This window comes from Marinobacter gelidimuriae, assembly GCF_000372805.1.
In the GTDB taxonomy this organism is placed as follows: Bacteria; Pseudomonadota; Gammaproteobacteria; order Pseudomonadales; family Oleiphilaceae; genus Marinobacter; species Marinobacter gelidimuriae.
Map to the genome: position 1 here is coordinate 14,422 of NZ_KB889828.1, position 15,801 is coordinate 30,222.

General features: G+C 57.2%; 14 protein-coding genes. 11 read left to right on the plus strand and 3 right to left on the minus strand.

Annotated elements, in window-relative coordinates; all coding sequences use genetic code 11:
* The first annotated feature begins 140 nt into the window (after nucleotides 1–140).
* The gene (locus A3OI_RS0101230; protein WP_018402537.1) at nucleotides 141–1,718 is read left to right on the plus strand and encodes a bifunctional aminoglycoside phosphotransferase/ATP-binding protein; all 1,578 of its coding nucleotides are present in this window, start codon (nucleotides 141–143) and stop codon (nucleotides 1,716–1,718) included.
* Between the two features lie 62 nt (nucleotides 1,719–1,780).
* On the opposite strand, the gene sfsA is transcribed toward A3OI_RS0101230, so the two are convergent.
* On the minus strand, nucleotides 1,781–2,512 hold the full coding sequence (gene sfsA / locus A3OI_RS0101235) for a DNA/RNA nuclease SfsA (protein WP_018402538.1): 732 nt from the start codon (nucleotides 2,510–2,512) through the stop codon (nucleotides 1,781–1,783).
* Between the two features lie 186 nt (nucleotides 2,513–2,698).
* On the opposite strand from sfsA, the gene dksA reads away from it, so the two are divergent.
* From dksA to pgi, 10 genes are all read left to right on the plus strand, one after another.
* Nucleotides 2,699–3,139: an RNA polymerase-binding protein DksA gene (gene dksA, locus A3OI_RS0101240; RefSeq protein ID WP_018402539.1), complete on the plus strand. Its 441-nt coding sequence runs from the start codon at nucleotides 2,699–2,701 to the stop codon at nucleotides 3,137–3,139.
* Nucleotides 3,140–3,196: 57 nt separating this feature from the next.
* A complete protein-coding gene (gluQRS, locus tag A3OI_RS0101245; RefSeq protein WP_018402540.1) occupies nucleotides 3,197–4,117 on the plus strand; it encodes a tRNA glutamyl-Q(34) synthetase GluQRS in 921 nt (306 codons plus the stop codon).
* A 72-nt stretch (nucleotides 4,118–4,189) separates the two neighbouring features.
* The gene (locus tag A3OI_RS23020) at nucleotides 4,190–4,366 is read left to right on the plus strand and encodes a hypothetical protein (protein ID WP_018402541.1); all 177 of its coding nucleotides are present in this window, start codon (nucleotides 4,190–4,192) and stop codon (nucleotides 4,364–4,366) included.
* Nucleotides 4,356–7,337, plus strand: coding sequence for an ATP-binding protein (locus tag A3OI_RS0101255; protein WP_018402542.1), 2,982 nt, complete (start codon nucleotides 4,356–4,358; stop codon nucleotides 7,335–7,337). The genes A3OI_RS23020 and A3OI_RS0101255 overlap by 11 nt, the downstream gene beginning before the upstream one ends.
* A 7-nt stretch (nucleotides 7,338–7,344) precedes the next feature.
* On the plus strand, nucleotides 7,345–8,760 hold the full coding sequence (locus A3OI_RS0101260; protein ID WP_018402543.1) for a sigma-54-dependent transcriptional regulator: 1,416 nt from the start codon (nucleotides 7,345–7,347) through the stop codon (nucleotides 8,758–8,760).
* 703 nt (nucleotides 8,761–9,463) lie between these two features.
* The gene (gene pcnB, locus A3OI_RS0101265; RefSeq protein WP_018402544.1) at nucleotides 9,464–10,828 is read left to right on the plus strand and encodes a polynucleotide adenylyltransferase PcnB; all 1,365 of its coding nucleotides are present in this window, start codon (nucleotides 9,464–9,466) and stop codon (nucleotides 10,826–10,828) included.
* Nucleotides 10,825–11,331: a 2-amino-4-hydroxy-6-hydroxymethyldihydropteridine diphosphokinase gene (gene folK / locus A3OI_RS0101270; RefSeq protein ID WP_026223930.1), complete on the plus strand. Its 507-nt coding sequence runs from the start codon at nucleotides 10,825–10,827 to the stop codon at nucleotides 11,329–11,331. The genes pcnB and folK (A3OI_RS0101270) overlap by 4 nt, the downstream gene beginning before the upstream one ends.
* 115 nt (nucleotides 11,332–11,446) lie before the next feature.
* Nucleotides 11,447–12,241 (plus strand): 3-methyl-2-oxobutanoate hydroxymethyltransferase, encoded by a 795-nt coding sequence (panB, locus tag A3OI_RS0101275; RefSeq protein ID WP_018402546.1) that lies wholly within the window; start codon nucleotides 11,447–11,449, stop codon nucleotides 12,239–12,241.
* The gene (panC, locus tag A3OI_RS0101280) at nucleotides 12,238–13,086 is read left to right on the plus strand and encodes a pantoate--beta-alanine ligase (protein ID WP_018402547.1); all 849 of its coding nucleotides are present in this window, start codon (nucleotides 12,238–12,240) and stop codon (nucleotides 13,084–13,086) included. The genes panB and panC overlap by 4 nt, the downstream gene beginning before the upstream one ends.
* Before the next feature lie 73 nt (nucleotides 13,087–13,159).
* Entirely contained in the window at nucleotides 13,160–14,827 is a 1,668-nt protein-coding gene (pgi, locus tag A3OI_RS0101285; protein ID WP_026223931.1) for a glucose-6-phosphate isomerase, read from the plus strand.
* On the opposite strand, the gene folK (A3OI_RS0101290) is transcribed toward pgi, so the two are convergent.
* Nucleotides 14,780–15,328, minus strand: coding sequence for a 2-amino-4-hydroxy-6-hydroxymethyldihydropteridine diphosphokinase (folK, locus tag A3OI_RS0101290; RefSeq protein WP_018402549.1), 549 nt, complete (start codon nucleotides 15,326–15,328; stop codon nucleotides 14,780–14,782). The two genes, pgi and folK (A3OI_RS0101290), sit on opposite strands and share 48 nt — an antisense overlap.
* Nucleotides 15,325–15,681 carry a dihydroneopterin aldolase gene (gene folB / locus A3OI_RS0101295; RefSeq protein WP_018402550.1) on the minus strand — a complete coding sequence of 119 codons (357 nt, stop codon included), beginning with the start codon at nucleotides 15,679–15,681 and terminating at the stop codon, nucleotides 15,325–15,327. Before folB ends, folK (A3OI_RS0101290) begins: the two co-directional genes overlap by 4 nt.
* Between the last annotated feature and the right edge of the window lie 120 nt (nucleotides 15,682–15,801).

The window sequence follows — 15,801 nt, forward strand, 5'->3', positions numbered from 1 at the left end:
CTGACCTTCTGGGGGGCTTGCGAATTAGCCAGACAAGACACTAGCCTTCGCAGCAGGCCAGTTGTGTGTTATTTCCGTAATCTAGCCATTATGATGTCACATAGACAATTAATGGGTTCAAGCAACACGAGGAAAACACTTTGAGCGATTCGCCTGCGAACACACTGGTTCAAGCTTTACAAAATCCGGCTTTGTACGATCATCCGGTTCACCAGTTTCAGGTTATCGAAACTCACATTTCCCAGGTTCTTCTGACCGGTGAGTTTGCCTACAAAATCAAGAAGCCGATGGATTTTGGCTTCCTCGACTTTTCCACCTTGCCGCGGCGCAAGCATTTCTGCGAAGAAGAGCTGCGGCTGAACCGGCGCCTGGCAGCGCCTTTGTATCTGCAAGTTATCCCCATTACCGGCACGCCACAAAATCCGGTGCTGGGTGGCAGCGGGGAAGCCTTTGATTACGTTTTGAAAATGCGCCAGTTCCGCCAGGACGATTTGTTCGATCGCCAGCAGGAACGGGGCGAACTGGAACCGGGCCGTCTGGTAACACTGGCGCGACAAGCAGCAGAGTTTCACGAAAGCCTGCCGCCGGTTGACCCCTCCAGCCCGCTAGGAGCACCCGACGCGGTCTACGCCGCCATGCAGGAGAATTTCGACCAGATTCGGCCGCTGCTGAGCGATGCCAGCCAGCTTGCACAGCTGGACAATCTGGAAATCTGGACCCGCACCACCTTCGAGCGCCAAAAGCCACTGATTGCCGCGCGCCACCAACAGGGCCTGGTGCGTGAATGCCATGGCGATCTGCATCTGGCGAACATCACTCTGTATAACGATCAGGTAACGGTGTTTGACTGCATCGAGTTCAACGAGCCGTTCCGCTGGATTGATGTTATTAACGATCTGGCGTTCCTGCTAATGGACTTGGAATCGAGGGGCGAAACCGCCAAAGCCAACTTGGTGCTGAACACCTACCTGGAATATCGCGACGATTTTGAGGCGCTGCCTCTGCTGCCGCTTTACAAGGCTTACCGGGCAATAGTGCGAGCGAAGATTGCGCTGTTCACTATGGGTAATCCGTCCTTGGGCGACAGTGAAAAAGAAGAGCTGAGGCAGCGTTATAACGCCTACGCTCAGCTTGCAGAAGATTACAGCAGCATTCCTAACCGCTACTTTATTGCCACCGTCGGCTTATCCGCAAGCGGCAAAACCTGTGTCAGTGCCGCTCTGGCAGCCGAACTGGGTCTTATTCGGCTGCGATCGGACGTTGAACGTAAACGTCTGTATGGGCTGGCGCCGCTGGACGGCAGTCAGTCGCCTACCGGGGGCAACCTGTACTCCGTCGAAGCCAACACAAAGACTTATGAACGCTTGGCGAAGCTTGCCAGCAGGCTGCTTGCTGCGGGTTTCCCGGTTATAGCCGACACGGCCTGCCTGAAAGAACAGGAACGCGCGCTGTTTGCCGCTGTTGCGGAAAGCCAGGGAGTGCCCTTTGCGCTGATTCACTGCGAAGCACCAGAGGGGCTGCGAAAAGAATGGGTACGCAAGCGCAAAGGCGACGCCTCGGAAGCCACAGAAGAATTGCTGGATGCCCAGAAAGACTGGTTTGAACCCCTGACAGCTGAAGAAAAAATCTATACCGCCCATCTTCGTACCGATCAGGAATATGTGGCAGAAGCCGTTGCAGACCGAATTCGACAGTATTTTGGCCTTCCCCCCAGGTAAAACCCCGGAGCTACCAAGACCAAAACGAACTGCGTGGGCGATTCTCGTTGTAGAGCCGGACGTCAGACTTCAAGAATAACCGGCACCGGTTCGGTTAGAGTCATCTTGCCGGACGGGCTGCCGTCATCGTTGGCCAGGTTTGCCCGGTAGGCCATGATCTCTACGCCTGCATCACAGGCTTGTCGCAGCAACTGGCCGTAATGCTGGTCTATTTGATCTGCCGGCCGCACCGTTTCGATAGCCGTGTGATTCACCACAAAAAACAGCACCGCACGATCACCCAGCGCAACCTGAGCCATAAGCTCTCGCAGGTGCTTCTGCCCGCGAGTTGTCACGGCGTCTGGGAAAAAGCCCTGGCCGTTGTCCTCAAGCGTTACGTTTTTCACTTCCACCCAGGCATCCGGCCTCGCTTCATGCCCGGAAAGTAACAGATCAATCCGGCTTTTTTCTTCGCCATATTTTACTTCTGGGCGGCAATGGCTATATCCAGTCAGCTCACTGATACGGCCCGCTTCAATCGCCTCGCGGGCCTGGGAATTCGGTCTTGCCGTATTTACACAAGCCAAAGTGCCAGGAGCCGTTTCAACAAGTTCCCAGGTATACAACAGCTTGCGCGCTGGATTATCGCTGCGGCTCAACCACACCCTGCCGTCCGCCGGCTGACAACCCAGCATACTGCCGGTGTTTGGGCAATGGGCGGTTACTTCACTGCCATCAGCCAGTCGCACATCGGCCAAAAAGCGCTTGTAGCGGCGAATAAGCTGCCCCTCCAGTAACGATTGTTCAAACTTCATGCATACCTCTTAGTCGTATGTATTGCCAGCAAAGCTGGTACCCCCGCAACTTATCTGCTATTTTCCGCCAAATCCCGTTTCAGGGCGAATGCTTTATAATCCAGGTTTTATACCGCACAGCCACGGGGGCTGACGCGAAAGGAAGCAAAGCGTTCTTGTAGCAGTACTCACAAGAGGCCGGGTTCAATGACCAATAAAACAGCCAATTCAAGCGAAAACTTCACCAACTTCACTCCTTACGAAATGAAAAAGGGTGAAGAATACATGAGCGCGCACATGCTTGAACACTTCAAAGGCCTGCTGCTGAAGTGGAAGCAGGAGCTGATGGAAGAAGTGGATCGCACCATGCACCACATGCAGGAAGATGCTGCCAACTACGCAGACCCCAGCGACAGAGCTACCCAAGAGGAAGAGTTCAGCCTGGAACTGCGCACCCGTGACCGCGAGCGCAAACTGATCAAAAAGATCGACAAAACCGTTGATCGCATCGACAAAGACGATTACGGCTTTTGCGACCAGTGCGGCGTGGAAATAGGCGCCCGCCGGCTTGAAGCACGGCCCACTGCCACGTTGTGCATTGATTGCAAAACCCTGGCGGAAATCCGCGAGCGCCAGACCGGCATCTGACCTGCCTGCTAACCTGCCAAAACGGCGCCGGCCGCTATTGCGCCGGCGTTGTTCGCCATGACGCCTAACGTTTCTTACCGCGGCCGCTTTGCGCCATCGCCCACCGGCCCCCTGCACTTCGGCTCACTGGTGAGCGCGCTGGCCAGCTATCTGGAGGCCAAGCACCACCAGGGCCAATGGCTGGTACGCATTGAAGATCTGGACCCACTGCGCCAACCGGTAGATGCGACGCCCCGAATACTCCACAGCCTAAGCGCCCACGGCCTGATTAGTGATGAGCCTGTACGTTATCAGTCCCAACGCCATAGCGCTTATCGCGCCGCCGCTGAAACCCTGTTGAAAACCGGGTACGCCTATTTTTGCCGCTGTTCACGCAAGCAGCTGCTGGCCAACCAGGGCCAACACCCCAACCATTGCCGCAAACATTCCCTCAACCACTACCTCAACCCCAGCGCACCAAACGAGCAGCCCTGGCCGCCCGGTGACTTCGCCCTGCGCTTTGCCTTGCGCAGCCAACGCTGCCGCTGGACTGATCAGCTGCTGGGTGAACAGCAACAGAACCTGAAGGCAGAAACAGACGACCCGGTGATACTGCGCAAAGAGGGCTTCTACGCTTACCAATTAGCCGTCGTGGTTGACGATATCGATCAGGCCATCAGCCACGTTGTGCGCGGTTCAGACCTGCGCACCATGACCGCCGCCCAGCACCAGATGTTTCAGGCGCTGGGTGCCGCCGTGCCGCAGTTTTTGCACATTCCTGTGATACGTAACCAGCAAGGCCAGAAGCTGAGCAAACAGAACCACGCCCCGGCGCTGGACGACGCCAATGCCAGCGCAAATCTACTGGCCGCGCTGAACGCTTTAGGGCAGCAACCGCCAGCGCAACTGGCCCAGCAACCACCCGCCACCGTTCTTGCCTGGGCCCATGCCCATTGGCAGCGCAGCGCGATTCCTGTGCTCACCGCCCAGCACTGGTAGCCCGCCATTTCTGACAGCAACGCCGCGATCGTGTTATAAAGCCATGAATCCACTGCGGCACGGTTACCCTAGATGTATATCTATCGTCTGGTTTTTTTGTTGGTCCTGGCGATTTACGTCTTCTCTCCCAACATCCTCAACTGGTGGATGTCGTCCGGCAGTGCCTGGTACAGCCCGTATCTGATCTGGGCCGGATTGATTGTCATTGGCGTATGGTTGGAATGGCGGCGTGATCCCAATGAATTTTAGTGCTGCCGGCCTGCTGCTGGTCAGCGTTGCGTATCTGAGCCTGCTGTTCGGCATTGCCTGGGTATCAGAGCGTGGCTTGCTGCCACGCAAGCTGGTGCGCCACCCGCTCATTTACGTTCTTAGCCTGGGCGTGTACGCCGGCATTTGGTCGGTGTATGCATCGGTGGGTGCGGCGGCGGAAACCGGTTATGGCTTTCTGGCCTACTATGTGGGCATCAGCGGTGCGTTTTTGTTGGCGCCGGTGTTGCTGAATCCTTACCTGCGTATTGGGCGGGCGTATCAGTTAACCTCGTTGGCTGACCTTTTTGCCTATCGTTACCGCAGTCAGTGGGCGGGCACTTTGGTCACACTGTGTTCTGGCGCAGCCATTCTGGCTCTGTTGAGCATGCAAATTCAGGCCGTCACCAGTTCTGCCAGCATTCTTGCCCCCGATGTGTCGCCTAACGTTATTAGCGCTCTGTTCAGCGTAACCGTGGTGCTGTTCGCTATTTTGTTTGGCACCCGCCGCAACGCCCACGCCAGCAACCACCGCGGGCTAGTGGTGGCCATCGCCTTTGACTCACTGGTTAAGCTGTTAGCCCTACTTCTATTGGGCGGCATCATTCTGTTTGGTGTGTTCGGCGGCCCTGAGGCCCTTCAGCTCTGGCTGGATCAAAACGAAGCACCCGTCGTTGACATGGCTATGAGTATCGACGACGCCAGTTGGCGGGCGGTTATGCTGATGTCTTTCGCGTCGGTACTGGTACTGCCACACATGTACCACATGATTTTCAGCGAGAATCCGTCTCCGGCGTCGCTGGCCAAAGCCAGTTGGGGCCTTCCCTTGTACTTGTTGCTACTGGGCCTGCCGATACCGCTGATTCTTTGGGGCGGCCAGGAGCTTGGGGTAACCACCGCGGCCAATTACTACAGCATTGGTATTGGCCAGGCCTTGGGCAGCCCCGCGTTAACGCTGATGATGTACATTGCAGGCCTCTCTGCCGCCAGTGGTTTAATGATTGTAAGCACCCTGGCGCTTGCAGGCATGGCCCTGAACCACATTGTACTGCCGTTGAAAACGCCCAAAGATCAGGCCGACATCTACCGCTGGCTGCAATGGGTCAAGCGGCTGCTGATTGCTCTGATCCTGTTTCTGGCTCTGATGTTTCATGAAATCCTGGGCAAAAATCTGCAGCTGTCGATTCTTAGTGCAATCTCTCTGACCGGTACCCTGCAGCTGTTACCCGGCGCCCTGGGAGTCATCTTCTGGCCCGAAGGCAATCGCCGCGGCCTGATCGCCGGCCTGTTGACCGGGCTGGCAATCTGGGTGACCACCCTGATGCTCCTCTTTTCCGGCGCTGCAAATCTGCTGCTGTGGCTGGGCAGCCCGGTAGTGCCGACTGCCGGTAACTGGCACCTGTTTATGTTCCTCAGCCTGGGCGCCAACGTCGCGATGTTCGTGGTGGTGTCTGTGCTTAGCTCCAGCAACAGTGAAGAACGCAGCGCCGCCCAAGCCTGCTCGCTTGGGGCCTTGTCGCGGCCGCAGCGGCGCGAATTGCTGGCCACATCGTCTGCAGACTTTGTACGCCAGCTCAGCGATCCTCTGGGACAAGATGGCGCCCAGCGCGAGGTGGAACGTGCACTGCTGCAACTGAAACTGCCCGAAGTAGAGTACCGCCCTTATCAGCTAAGGCGCCTGCGAGACCAGGTGGAAGCCAATCTGTCGGGCCTGATGGGGCCGGAAATCGCCCGTGATATGCTCAAGCGCCATTTGGGTTTCAAACCCATGCAGCGAGCAGCTCAGGATATTCGCTACGTGGAAGGCGCCTTGGGCGACTATCAGAACCGGCTCACCGGGTTAGCCGGTGAGCTGGACAGCCTGCGCCGGCATTATCGTCAGACCCTGCTAAATCTGCCCATACCCGCCTGTTCAGTGGGTGAAGACGGCGAAATCCTGATGTGGAATCAGACCATGGAGCGCCTGACGGGCATCAGCGCCGACGAAGTGGTTGGCGCGCGCCTGGCCACCTTGCCGCCGCGTTGGCACCAGCTTCTGGACGACTTTAACCAGGGCGAAGACGTGCACCGCTACAAACACCGCCTGGACCTGCGTGGCCGGCCACACTGGCTGAACTTGCACAAAGCCGCCCTGAGCGGGCCCGACCATGCCGAGAGCGGCAGCATTATTATGGTCGAAGACCAAACCGAGATTCGCTTGCTGGAAGACGAACTGATGCACAGCGAACGGCTAGCCTCAGTGGGCCGGCTGGCTGCCGGTGTCGCTCACGAGATCGGCAACCCGGTTACCGGCATTTCTTCGCTGGCGCAAAATCTGCGACTGGAAACCGATAACCCGGATATTCTGGACACCGCCGACCAGATTCAGCAGCAAACCCGGCGCATCTCGAATATTCTGCAGTCACTGATGAATTTCGCCCGCACCGGCAATCACGCCCCCGCCAACCGTTATGAGCCGGTGCAAATACGCCGCTGCGTGCAGGAGTCCATTAATTTATTGTCGTTGAGCGACAAGGGGCTGGGCATTTCGTACCTCAACGCCTGTCCGCCAGAACTGCTCATTCTGGGAGATGAACAGCGGCTGGTGCAGGTGTTTGTAAACCTGCTGACCAACGCCCTTGACGCCTCGCCAGATGGCGGCGAAGTGCGGGTGATTGGTAAGGCCGATGGCTACTCGGCTATCATCGAAGTCATCGACCAGGGAAGCGGTATCGCCGCGGACAAGCTTGACCACATTTTCGAGCCGTTTTACACCACCAAGCCCACCAATAAAGGCACAGGTCTTGGTCTTGCGCTGGTTTACAGCATTGTTGAAGAGCACTATGGCAACATTCAGGCGCAGAGTCCGGCGTATAGCCCGGCGCAGCTCAACGCCGCAGACAGCCGCAATCCGGGCACCTGCATTCGCCTGAAGCTGCCTGCTTACGAGCCCGAAGATACACCCGCTGCCCACAGCCAGAATCAAAGGTCCTAGCATAGATATGCCGCGTATCCTGATTGTTGAAGATGAAGAGATCATTCGCTCCGCAGTCCGCAAGATGCTGACCCACGCCGGCTACGACGTCACCGACGCAGGCTCGGTGGAGGAAGCCGAAGAGCATGACCTGGGCAGTTTCGATCTGATCATATCCGATCTGCGATTACCCGGCGCTCCGGGCACCGAAATGATCCGACGCGCACCGGCAACGCCGGTGCTGATCATGACCAGCTACGCCAGCCTGCGCTCCGCCGTTGACTCGATGAAACTGGGGGCCGTGGAGTACATCGCCAAGCCTTTTGATCACGACGAAATGCTGGCGTCGGTGGCCGCCATTCTGGCGCGCAAATCCACGCCGGCGGCGGCTGATGACAGCGGCGCCGTGACCACCAAAACAGTGACCCAGGCCGCCGAGTCAGACCCGGCCAGCATCATGTTTGGTCAGTGCGAACCGATGCAGCGGGTGTTCACCCTGATTCGTAAAGTGGCACCCACCGAAACGACGGTGCTTATCCTGGGCGAGTCCGGCACCGGCAAAGAACTGGCGGCCCGCGCCCTGCACTTGCTGAGCCCACGGGCGACGGCTCCACTGATCTCCGTTAACTGCGCAGCCATTCCTGAAAGCCTGATTGAGTCAGAACTGTTCGGCCACGAAAAAGGCGCGTTCACCGGCGCAGTCGGCGCCCGCACCGGGCTGATCGAGGCGGCCAACGGCGGCAGTTTGTTTCTGGACGAAATAGGCGAATTGCCCGCCGAAGCTCAAGCCCGGCTGCTGCGGGTTTTACAAGAAGGCGAAATCCGTAAGGTGGGTTCTACCCAAAGCCTCAAAGTAAACGTGCGCATGCTGGCCGCCACCCACCGCAATTTGAAAGCCATGACCCGCAGCGGCGAATTCCGTGAAGATTTGTTCTATCGCCTGAACGTAATGCAGGTGCGCATTCCCCCTCTGCGCGATCGCCAGGGAGATATTCTGATACTGGCACGGCGCTTTTTAAAGCGCCAAGGTGCCAAAATGGGCAAACCCGATTTGCAGTTCAGCGCAGACGCCGTGCGCACTATAGAGAGGCATCGCTGGCCAGGAAACGTGCGGGAATTGGAAAATGCCATTGAACGGGCCACTATTTTGTGTGATTCGGAACTGATTACCCCCGCACTGCTGGATCTGAACGGCGACGGCGACAGTGAGTACATCCCCGAAACCCTGGTGGCTGGTGACAACAAGCAAGCCCAAGCCCAAGGTGCAGACAGCCAGGGCGATCTGTCGCTGGAAGACTACTTTCAGCACTTCGTACTGGAGAATCAGGAACGAATGAGTGAAACCGAATTGGCCCAAAAGCTGGGCATCAGTCGTAAATCTTTATGGGAAAGACGCCAGCGCCTCGGCATTCCGCGAAAAAAAACGTCTGGCAGCTCACACTAACCGCTGCCGGCCATGTTCACTTGTGTTACCAACTGTTTCTCTTGGTAACACTTTCCCCGCCATTTATGACCTACCGGTAACACTTTCCCCAAATACGGGGTAACACCTATCCAGAAGAAAACGCCAAGCCATTGTTTATAGTCATATTCATAAAACTGGCACGGCGACTGCTATGTATTATAGGGCACAACAACAAAAACAAGACGTAACAGTGCAGCGTGCCAACAAAAACAAAAAAATAGCTGCGAGAAGCGCTCAGCAACAAAAATAAAAATAGAGCGCGAGCGAATAGCGAATAGAGTGTTTTGGATGCCTGGCTTTTTAGCGGTTCCTTAGCTTGTGAAGGTTGTTGAAGCAGATAAGAATCGTCAACCAGACGGCGCTGCGGATACGTAAGACTTGAACAACGCTTTTGACCACTCTAAGTATTCAAAGTATTCTGTTTGTTTGAAATACCCTGATATTGGGGCTTACGGTGGGACACAAAAAGTAAGAAAAATCCCGGCAATAACAAAAATAATTTAGATCGTTAGATTTTAGTGGGCGGGTTCGTGTAAGCGGATCCGCCCTTTAATTTATGGGCCCAGGTAAATAACCGGGCATGGGCAAATCATAGCAATCCGCAGCAAACGTGTGCAAAAGCGGCGCAAACCGTTAAACTCATGGTTTTTGTTCATCGCCGCTATGGCCGCAACGGATTTCAATGCCTAAAAGACTCGTCGACAAACTGCGCTCGTTCATGCCCGGCAGCTCCCGGGAAAAACCCCTTGGCTATCAGCGGAGGGACATTTCACGGGACCAGCACAGCGTTTCCCGCACGGCCATCAGTGAGCCCGCCAAAAAAGTTCTGCATCGCCTCAACAAAGCCGGCTACGAAGCCTATCTGGTGGGGGGCGGCGTGCGCGACATACTGCTCAGTGGCCAACCCAAAGATTTCGACATTGCGACCGACGCAACGCCGGAAGAAGTGCACGAACTGTTTCGCAACTCGCGCCTGATTGGCCGCCGGTTTCGCATTGTACACGTGGTCTTCGGCCGCGAAGTCATCGAGGTAACAACCTTCCGCGGCAATGCCAACCCCGCCGATGATGACGATGACGATCGAAAAACCAGCGAACACGGGCAGCTGCTGCGCGATAACGTCTACGGTAACCTCGAAGAAGATGCGCTGCGCCGGGATTTCACAATCAATGCCCTTTATTACTGCATCCGCGATTTCAGCGTTATTGACTTCGCTAACGGCGTTGATGACCTGAACAACCGCCAGATGCGGTTGATTGGCGACCCGGAAACCCGTTACCGGGAAGACCCTGTACGCATGCTGCGCGCCATTCGTTTCGCCGCCAAGCTCGATTTTGCCATCGAGCCGGCCACCGAAGCCCCCATTCGCGAGCTGGCACCGCTGCTAACTCACATTCCCGCGGCGCGGCTGTTTGACGAAGTGCTAAAACTGTTTTCCGCCGGCTACGGCGAAGCAACCTTTGACAAACTACGCCACTACGGCTTGCTGGCACCGTTATTTCCCGACACCGCCAGCGCGCTGGCAGCCGGTGAACCCGACGAGCTAATCCGCCAGGCCCTGCGCAACACCGACTCACGCATAGCCCAAGGCAAATCCGTTACCCCGTATTTCCTGTTCGCCGCCATGTTGTGGCCTGCGCTGCAAGACGAATGGCGTCGGCGCCAAGACAACGGCGATCCGGTACAACCGGCTCTGCACAGTGCGATTTCCAAGGTGATTGGCCGCCAGGTACAGGCAACGTCTATCCCCAAGCGCTTCTCCGGGCCCATGAAGGAGATCTGGGAACTGCAGATGCGCCTGCCACGGCGCCAGGGCAAACGCGCACTGATCACCTTAGGGCATCCGCGTTTTCGCGCCGCCTATGATTTCTTATTGGTACGTGAGAGCGCCGGCGAGATTGAACCCGGTCTGGGCCAGTGGTGGACACAGTTTCAGCGCCTGGACGAGCGCGCCCAGGAACGCATGATTACAGATCTTGACAGCGGTGAAGCCAAACCTCGCAAGCGCCGGCGTAAACCGGTTAAGCGGCCACCGCAGGATTCATGATGACCGACGTATTCGTTGGCCTGGGTAGCAACCTGGCAGACCCAGCTGCGCAGCTGGGTCGCGCCATTGCGGAACTGGCAGCGTTGCCAAACACCACGCTGGTTGCGCAATCCCCATTTTATGCCAGCAAACCGGTGGGCCCTCAGGACCAGCCAGATTATGTTAACGGTGCAGCATGGCTGAATACCAGCCTGACGCCTCACGTTCTGCTAGACCATCTGCAGAATATTGAACAGGCCCACGGCCGCGAGCGCCTGCAACACTGGGGGCCACGCACGCTGGACTTGGATGTTCTGCTGTTCGGCCAGCAAACGCTAAACGATGACCGCCTGACAGTACCCCACGCACAACTGTCGCAACGGGACTTTGCCCTGCAACCCCTGCTGGACTTAAACCCGAAACTGACCCTACCCAACGGCACCACATTAGCCCTGCTGCGCCAGCAGTGCCCTGATAACCAATTACGCAAACTGCCCCCAGTCGCTAGAAACGAGCACTCCTAACCGCCCGAAATTTGCTAGTGTTAGGGTTGGAACGATACTGCTTCAGCAGCAGATTCAATTGTGGAGATCCGGCATAGCCGGTATTTAAACCAACCATCGCAAAGGCGAGGAATTTATGGCCGTTACCATCAACACACTGCGGGAATACAAACAGCGCGGCGAAGCATTTTCCGCGCTGACCTCCTACGATGCCACCTTTGCCCAGCTGGTCAGCGAAGCCGGCGTAGACGTCATTCTGATTGGCGACTCGCTTGGCATGGTACTGCAAGGCAACGACAGCACCTTGCCCGTCACCATGGATCAAATGGTGTACCACGTCAGCTGCGTCGCCAAAGGCAATCGCGGCTCGCTGGTGATGGCCGACATGCCATTTATGAGCTACGGCACCACCGAAGCCGCACTGGAAAACGCGGCAGAGCTGATGCGTGCCGGCGCCCACATGGTCAAACTGGAAGGCACCGACTGGATGCGAGATACCGTTCAGGCGCTCAGCGAACGCGGCGTTCCAGTGTGCGCGCACTTAGGCCTGACACCGCAATTCGTCAACAAGTTCGGCGGCTATAGAGTGCAAGGGCGAGACGGAAAGGCCGCAGACCTGATGGTTGAACACGCCTGCGAGCTGGAGGCCGCCGGCGCCGATGTTATTCTGCTGGAATGCGTGCCCGCCGCACTGGCTGCACGCATTGCAAAAGCCGTCAAGGCACCGGTGATCGGTATTGGCGCCGGTGCCGACACCGACGGCCAGGTGCTGGTGGTACACGACATGCTGGGCATGACCCCTGGCCGCAAACCGCGCTTTGTGAAAGACTTTCTGGCTGAAAACGGCTCCGTTGCCAACGCCCTGGCAGCCTACGCCAAAGCCGTTAGCGAGCGCACATTCCCCGCCGAAGAGCACACGTTTAAAGCATGAGAACTGTCAATACCATTAAAGAGCTGCGCGCCATGGTGCGCAGCTGGCGTCAGCAAGGCAAAACCATCGCGCTGGTGCCCACCATGGGCAGCTTGCACGAAGGCCACCTGTCGTTGGTTCGAAGAGCCGCAGAAGTCGCAGACATCGTGGTCACCAGCATCTTCGTGAACCCCATGCAGTTTGGTGCCAGCGAAGATCTCGACAGCTACCCCCGCACCCTGATGGAAGACCAGAGCCTGCTGGTTGAAGCCGGTAATACGCTGCTGTTTACGCCTTCCGCCACGGACATTTATCCGGCGGGTCTGGCTCATCAGACCAAAGTGGTGGTGTCTGATATCAGCGAAGGCCACTGCGGTGCCAGCCGGCCGGGCCACTTTGACGGCGTGGCCACCGTTGTCACTATACTGCTAAATATGGTGCAACCGGATTTTGCTCTGTTTGGCGAAAAAGACCTGCAGCAGTTAACGATTATTCGCAAGCTAGTGCGCGACCTGATGCTGCCGGTCGAAATTATTGCCGGCGCCATCGTACGCGACGGCGACGGCCTGGCAAAAAGTTCCCGTAATGGCAATCTCAGCATTGAAGACCGGGCACTTGCGCCGGCTCTGTACAAGATTCTTCAGACCATTGCAAAAGACCTGCAATCTGGCGACACCCACTTTGCACGCCTGTCTGAACACGCGAAAACAGAACTGCTGAATGCGGGTTTGCGACCCGATTACGTTAACATCGTTAACAGCCAGACCCTGAAGCCAGCAACCGCGGATGATCGCGAGCTTGCCATTCTGGCCGCGGTGTTTCTGGGCACTACCCGGCTCATCGACAATATTTCACTGGTCCGCTGACCGGCTTCGCCCTGTTACGGAAGACTCTGTGCCCGGCGACCCAAGCGCCGGCCATTTTGCGAAGGACGCCATCATGCAAGGCCACGCATCTATACCAACCGCTACAAAAGCCTGGCAGGCGCTGCTGCGCCACCAAAAGCGGCTAGCAACACAGCCCATGGCACAGCTGTTCGCCGAGGACAGCCAACGGGCATCACGCTATTTGCTTGAAGCAGCCGGCCTGACTCTGGATTTCTCCAAGAATCGCCTTGATGATGGCGCCCTCGCCGCGCTGATGGCCCTGGCCGAAGAGTGCCAACTGGCCTCTCGTCGCCGGGCACTGTTTGCCGGCGAGCCGGTGAACAACACTGAGAACAGGCCTGCGCTTCATACCGCCTTGCGAGCAAGTGCAGATCAGACTATTCAGGTGAACGGCAAGAACGTGATGGAGGAAGTTCACGCCACGCTGGAACACATGCAGCAGTTTGTTAACGCTGTCACCGGCGGTGAACGCCGCGGTTGCACGGGCGAGCGTTTTACCGACGTGGTCAGCATTGGCATTGGTGGCTCTTTCCTGGGGCCAAAGTTGGCTACAGAGGCGCTAACGCCTTATCACCACGGCGGCATACGCTGCCATTACGCAGCCAATATCGACGGCACTGAAATCTGCGAGATTTTGCGCCAGGTAAGCCCGCACACCACGCTGTTTCTGGTGCAGTCAAAATCCTTCAAAACCCCCGAAACCCTGGAAAACGCCAAAGTAGCCCGTGAATGGCTGGTTCAGCACTGCCCGCAAACAGACGCTGTTGCGCGCCACTTTGCGGCAGTATCCGCTAACGTCGACGCCGCTCAAGCCTTCGGTATCGAAGCAGACAGCCTGTTCCCGATGTGGGGCTGGGTCGGTGGGCGCTATTCGCTCTGGTCGGCCATTGGTTTACCGGTTGCCCTGAGCATTGGCATGGACAATTTTCGCCAATTGCTGGCGGGTGCCCAAGCCATGGACGAACACTTCATGCAAGCGCCATTGGCGCAGAATATGCCTGTGGTGATGGCCATGCTGGGTGTCTGGTACAGCAATCTGTGGGGCGCCTGCAGCCACGCCATTTTGCCCTATGACCAATATTTACGCAGCCTGCCAGATCACCTTCAGCAGTTGGACATGGAAAGCAACGGCAAGCGCGTGACTCGCGCGGGCGTTGCGGTCACCTACCATACCGGCCCGATCATCTGGGGCGGGCTCGGCGCCAACGGACAGCACGCCTACCATCAGCTGATTCACCAGGGTACCCGGCTAATTCCGGCAGACTTCATTATTCCGCTGGTCAGCCATAACCCCATTGCGAATCATCACGCCGATCTGTTCGCCAACTGCCTGAGCCAGTCCCAGGCCATGATGGCCGGAAAAACTCTGGAACAAGCCCGGCGCGAACTGATTGCCGAAGGCCGGTCAGCGCAAGACGTCGACCGCCTGGCCTCGCACAAAGTAGTACCTGGAAACCAACCCAGCAACACTCTGGTGATGCAGCAGCTTACGCCTTATACACTGGGCGCGATGATCGCCTTGTACGAACATCGCACCTATGTACAGGGTGTTATCTGGGATCTGGATTCGTTCGATCAGTGGGGGGTAGAGCTGGGCAAGCAGCTGGGACAAAACATTCTGCCGCGCCTGATGGGCCAGCCGGCACCGGCAAACGCGGGTAATAGCGACAGCTCAACCGATGCCCTGATCGCTCGCTTCCGCGCCGCCAACGGCGCTTGAAATTATACGGCCGCGCCAGCTGAAGTTGAGCTTATGCAAAGGTGGGCCGGCGCGGTGTAACTGCCATAAATCCTGATAGCTTTGTCCGCACTGGGGGTGCAAACGCGACCCGGCCACATCCGCTAAGGGCTTAAGCACAAACGCGTTCACCAATATTTCGGCACGTGGTAATTCCACACCGCAAAACACGCCAACCTTTTCACCGTAAGTCAGAATGTCGATATCCAGCGTTCGCGCTGTGAAGCGGGTGCTGCCCCGAACCCGGCCATGGTCGGCCTCTAGCTTCTTAAAGCGGCGCGACAACTCGGCCAGCGGCATAGCGGTATTGAATCCCGCAACCATATTCAAAAACGGGGAACCGTCAAAACCCACCGCCGGGCTTTCATACACCGGCGACAAAGCCAGCTCGCCAAACCAGTCGGCCAAGGCATCTAACGCGGCCTGCAAACAGGCTTCGCGGTTTTGGTTGCTACCAATACCCACCAGCACCGGAGTGCTCACAGGCGGCGCCCACGCGCGATGCTGACGCCCACCGCAGAGGCCGCCACGGCGCCGGGCTTGCGAATGCTCAGCCGCAAAAACTCGATACCAAACGTCCGTTGCAACTCGGCCGCCAGTACCTCTGCTGCGTGCTCCAGCAATTTCGGTTGCAGCGCCTGCAGACAGCGAATAACGCAGTCGCTCACCGCGGCGTAGTCCAGCGCGTCCTTGACGTCATCAGACGCGCCGGGCACGCGGTTGTCCCAATCCATGTCCAAGTCTACCAGCAGGCGCTGGGTAATGTCCCGCTCCCATTCGTATACCCCTACAACGGTTTCGACCTCCAGGCCCTCAATAAACACACGATCTGCCACAGGCACTCCAGATGATGCTGTACTCTTTTCGGATTGAATCGGCCCGACAGCGCAGCTAAGGTTAGCTATCAGACTCGACAAATTTAACTATTTTCGCACAGTTTGACTCAAGCCGTCTGC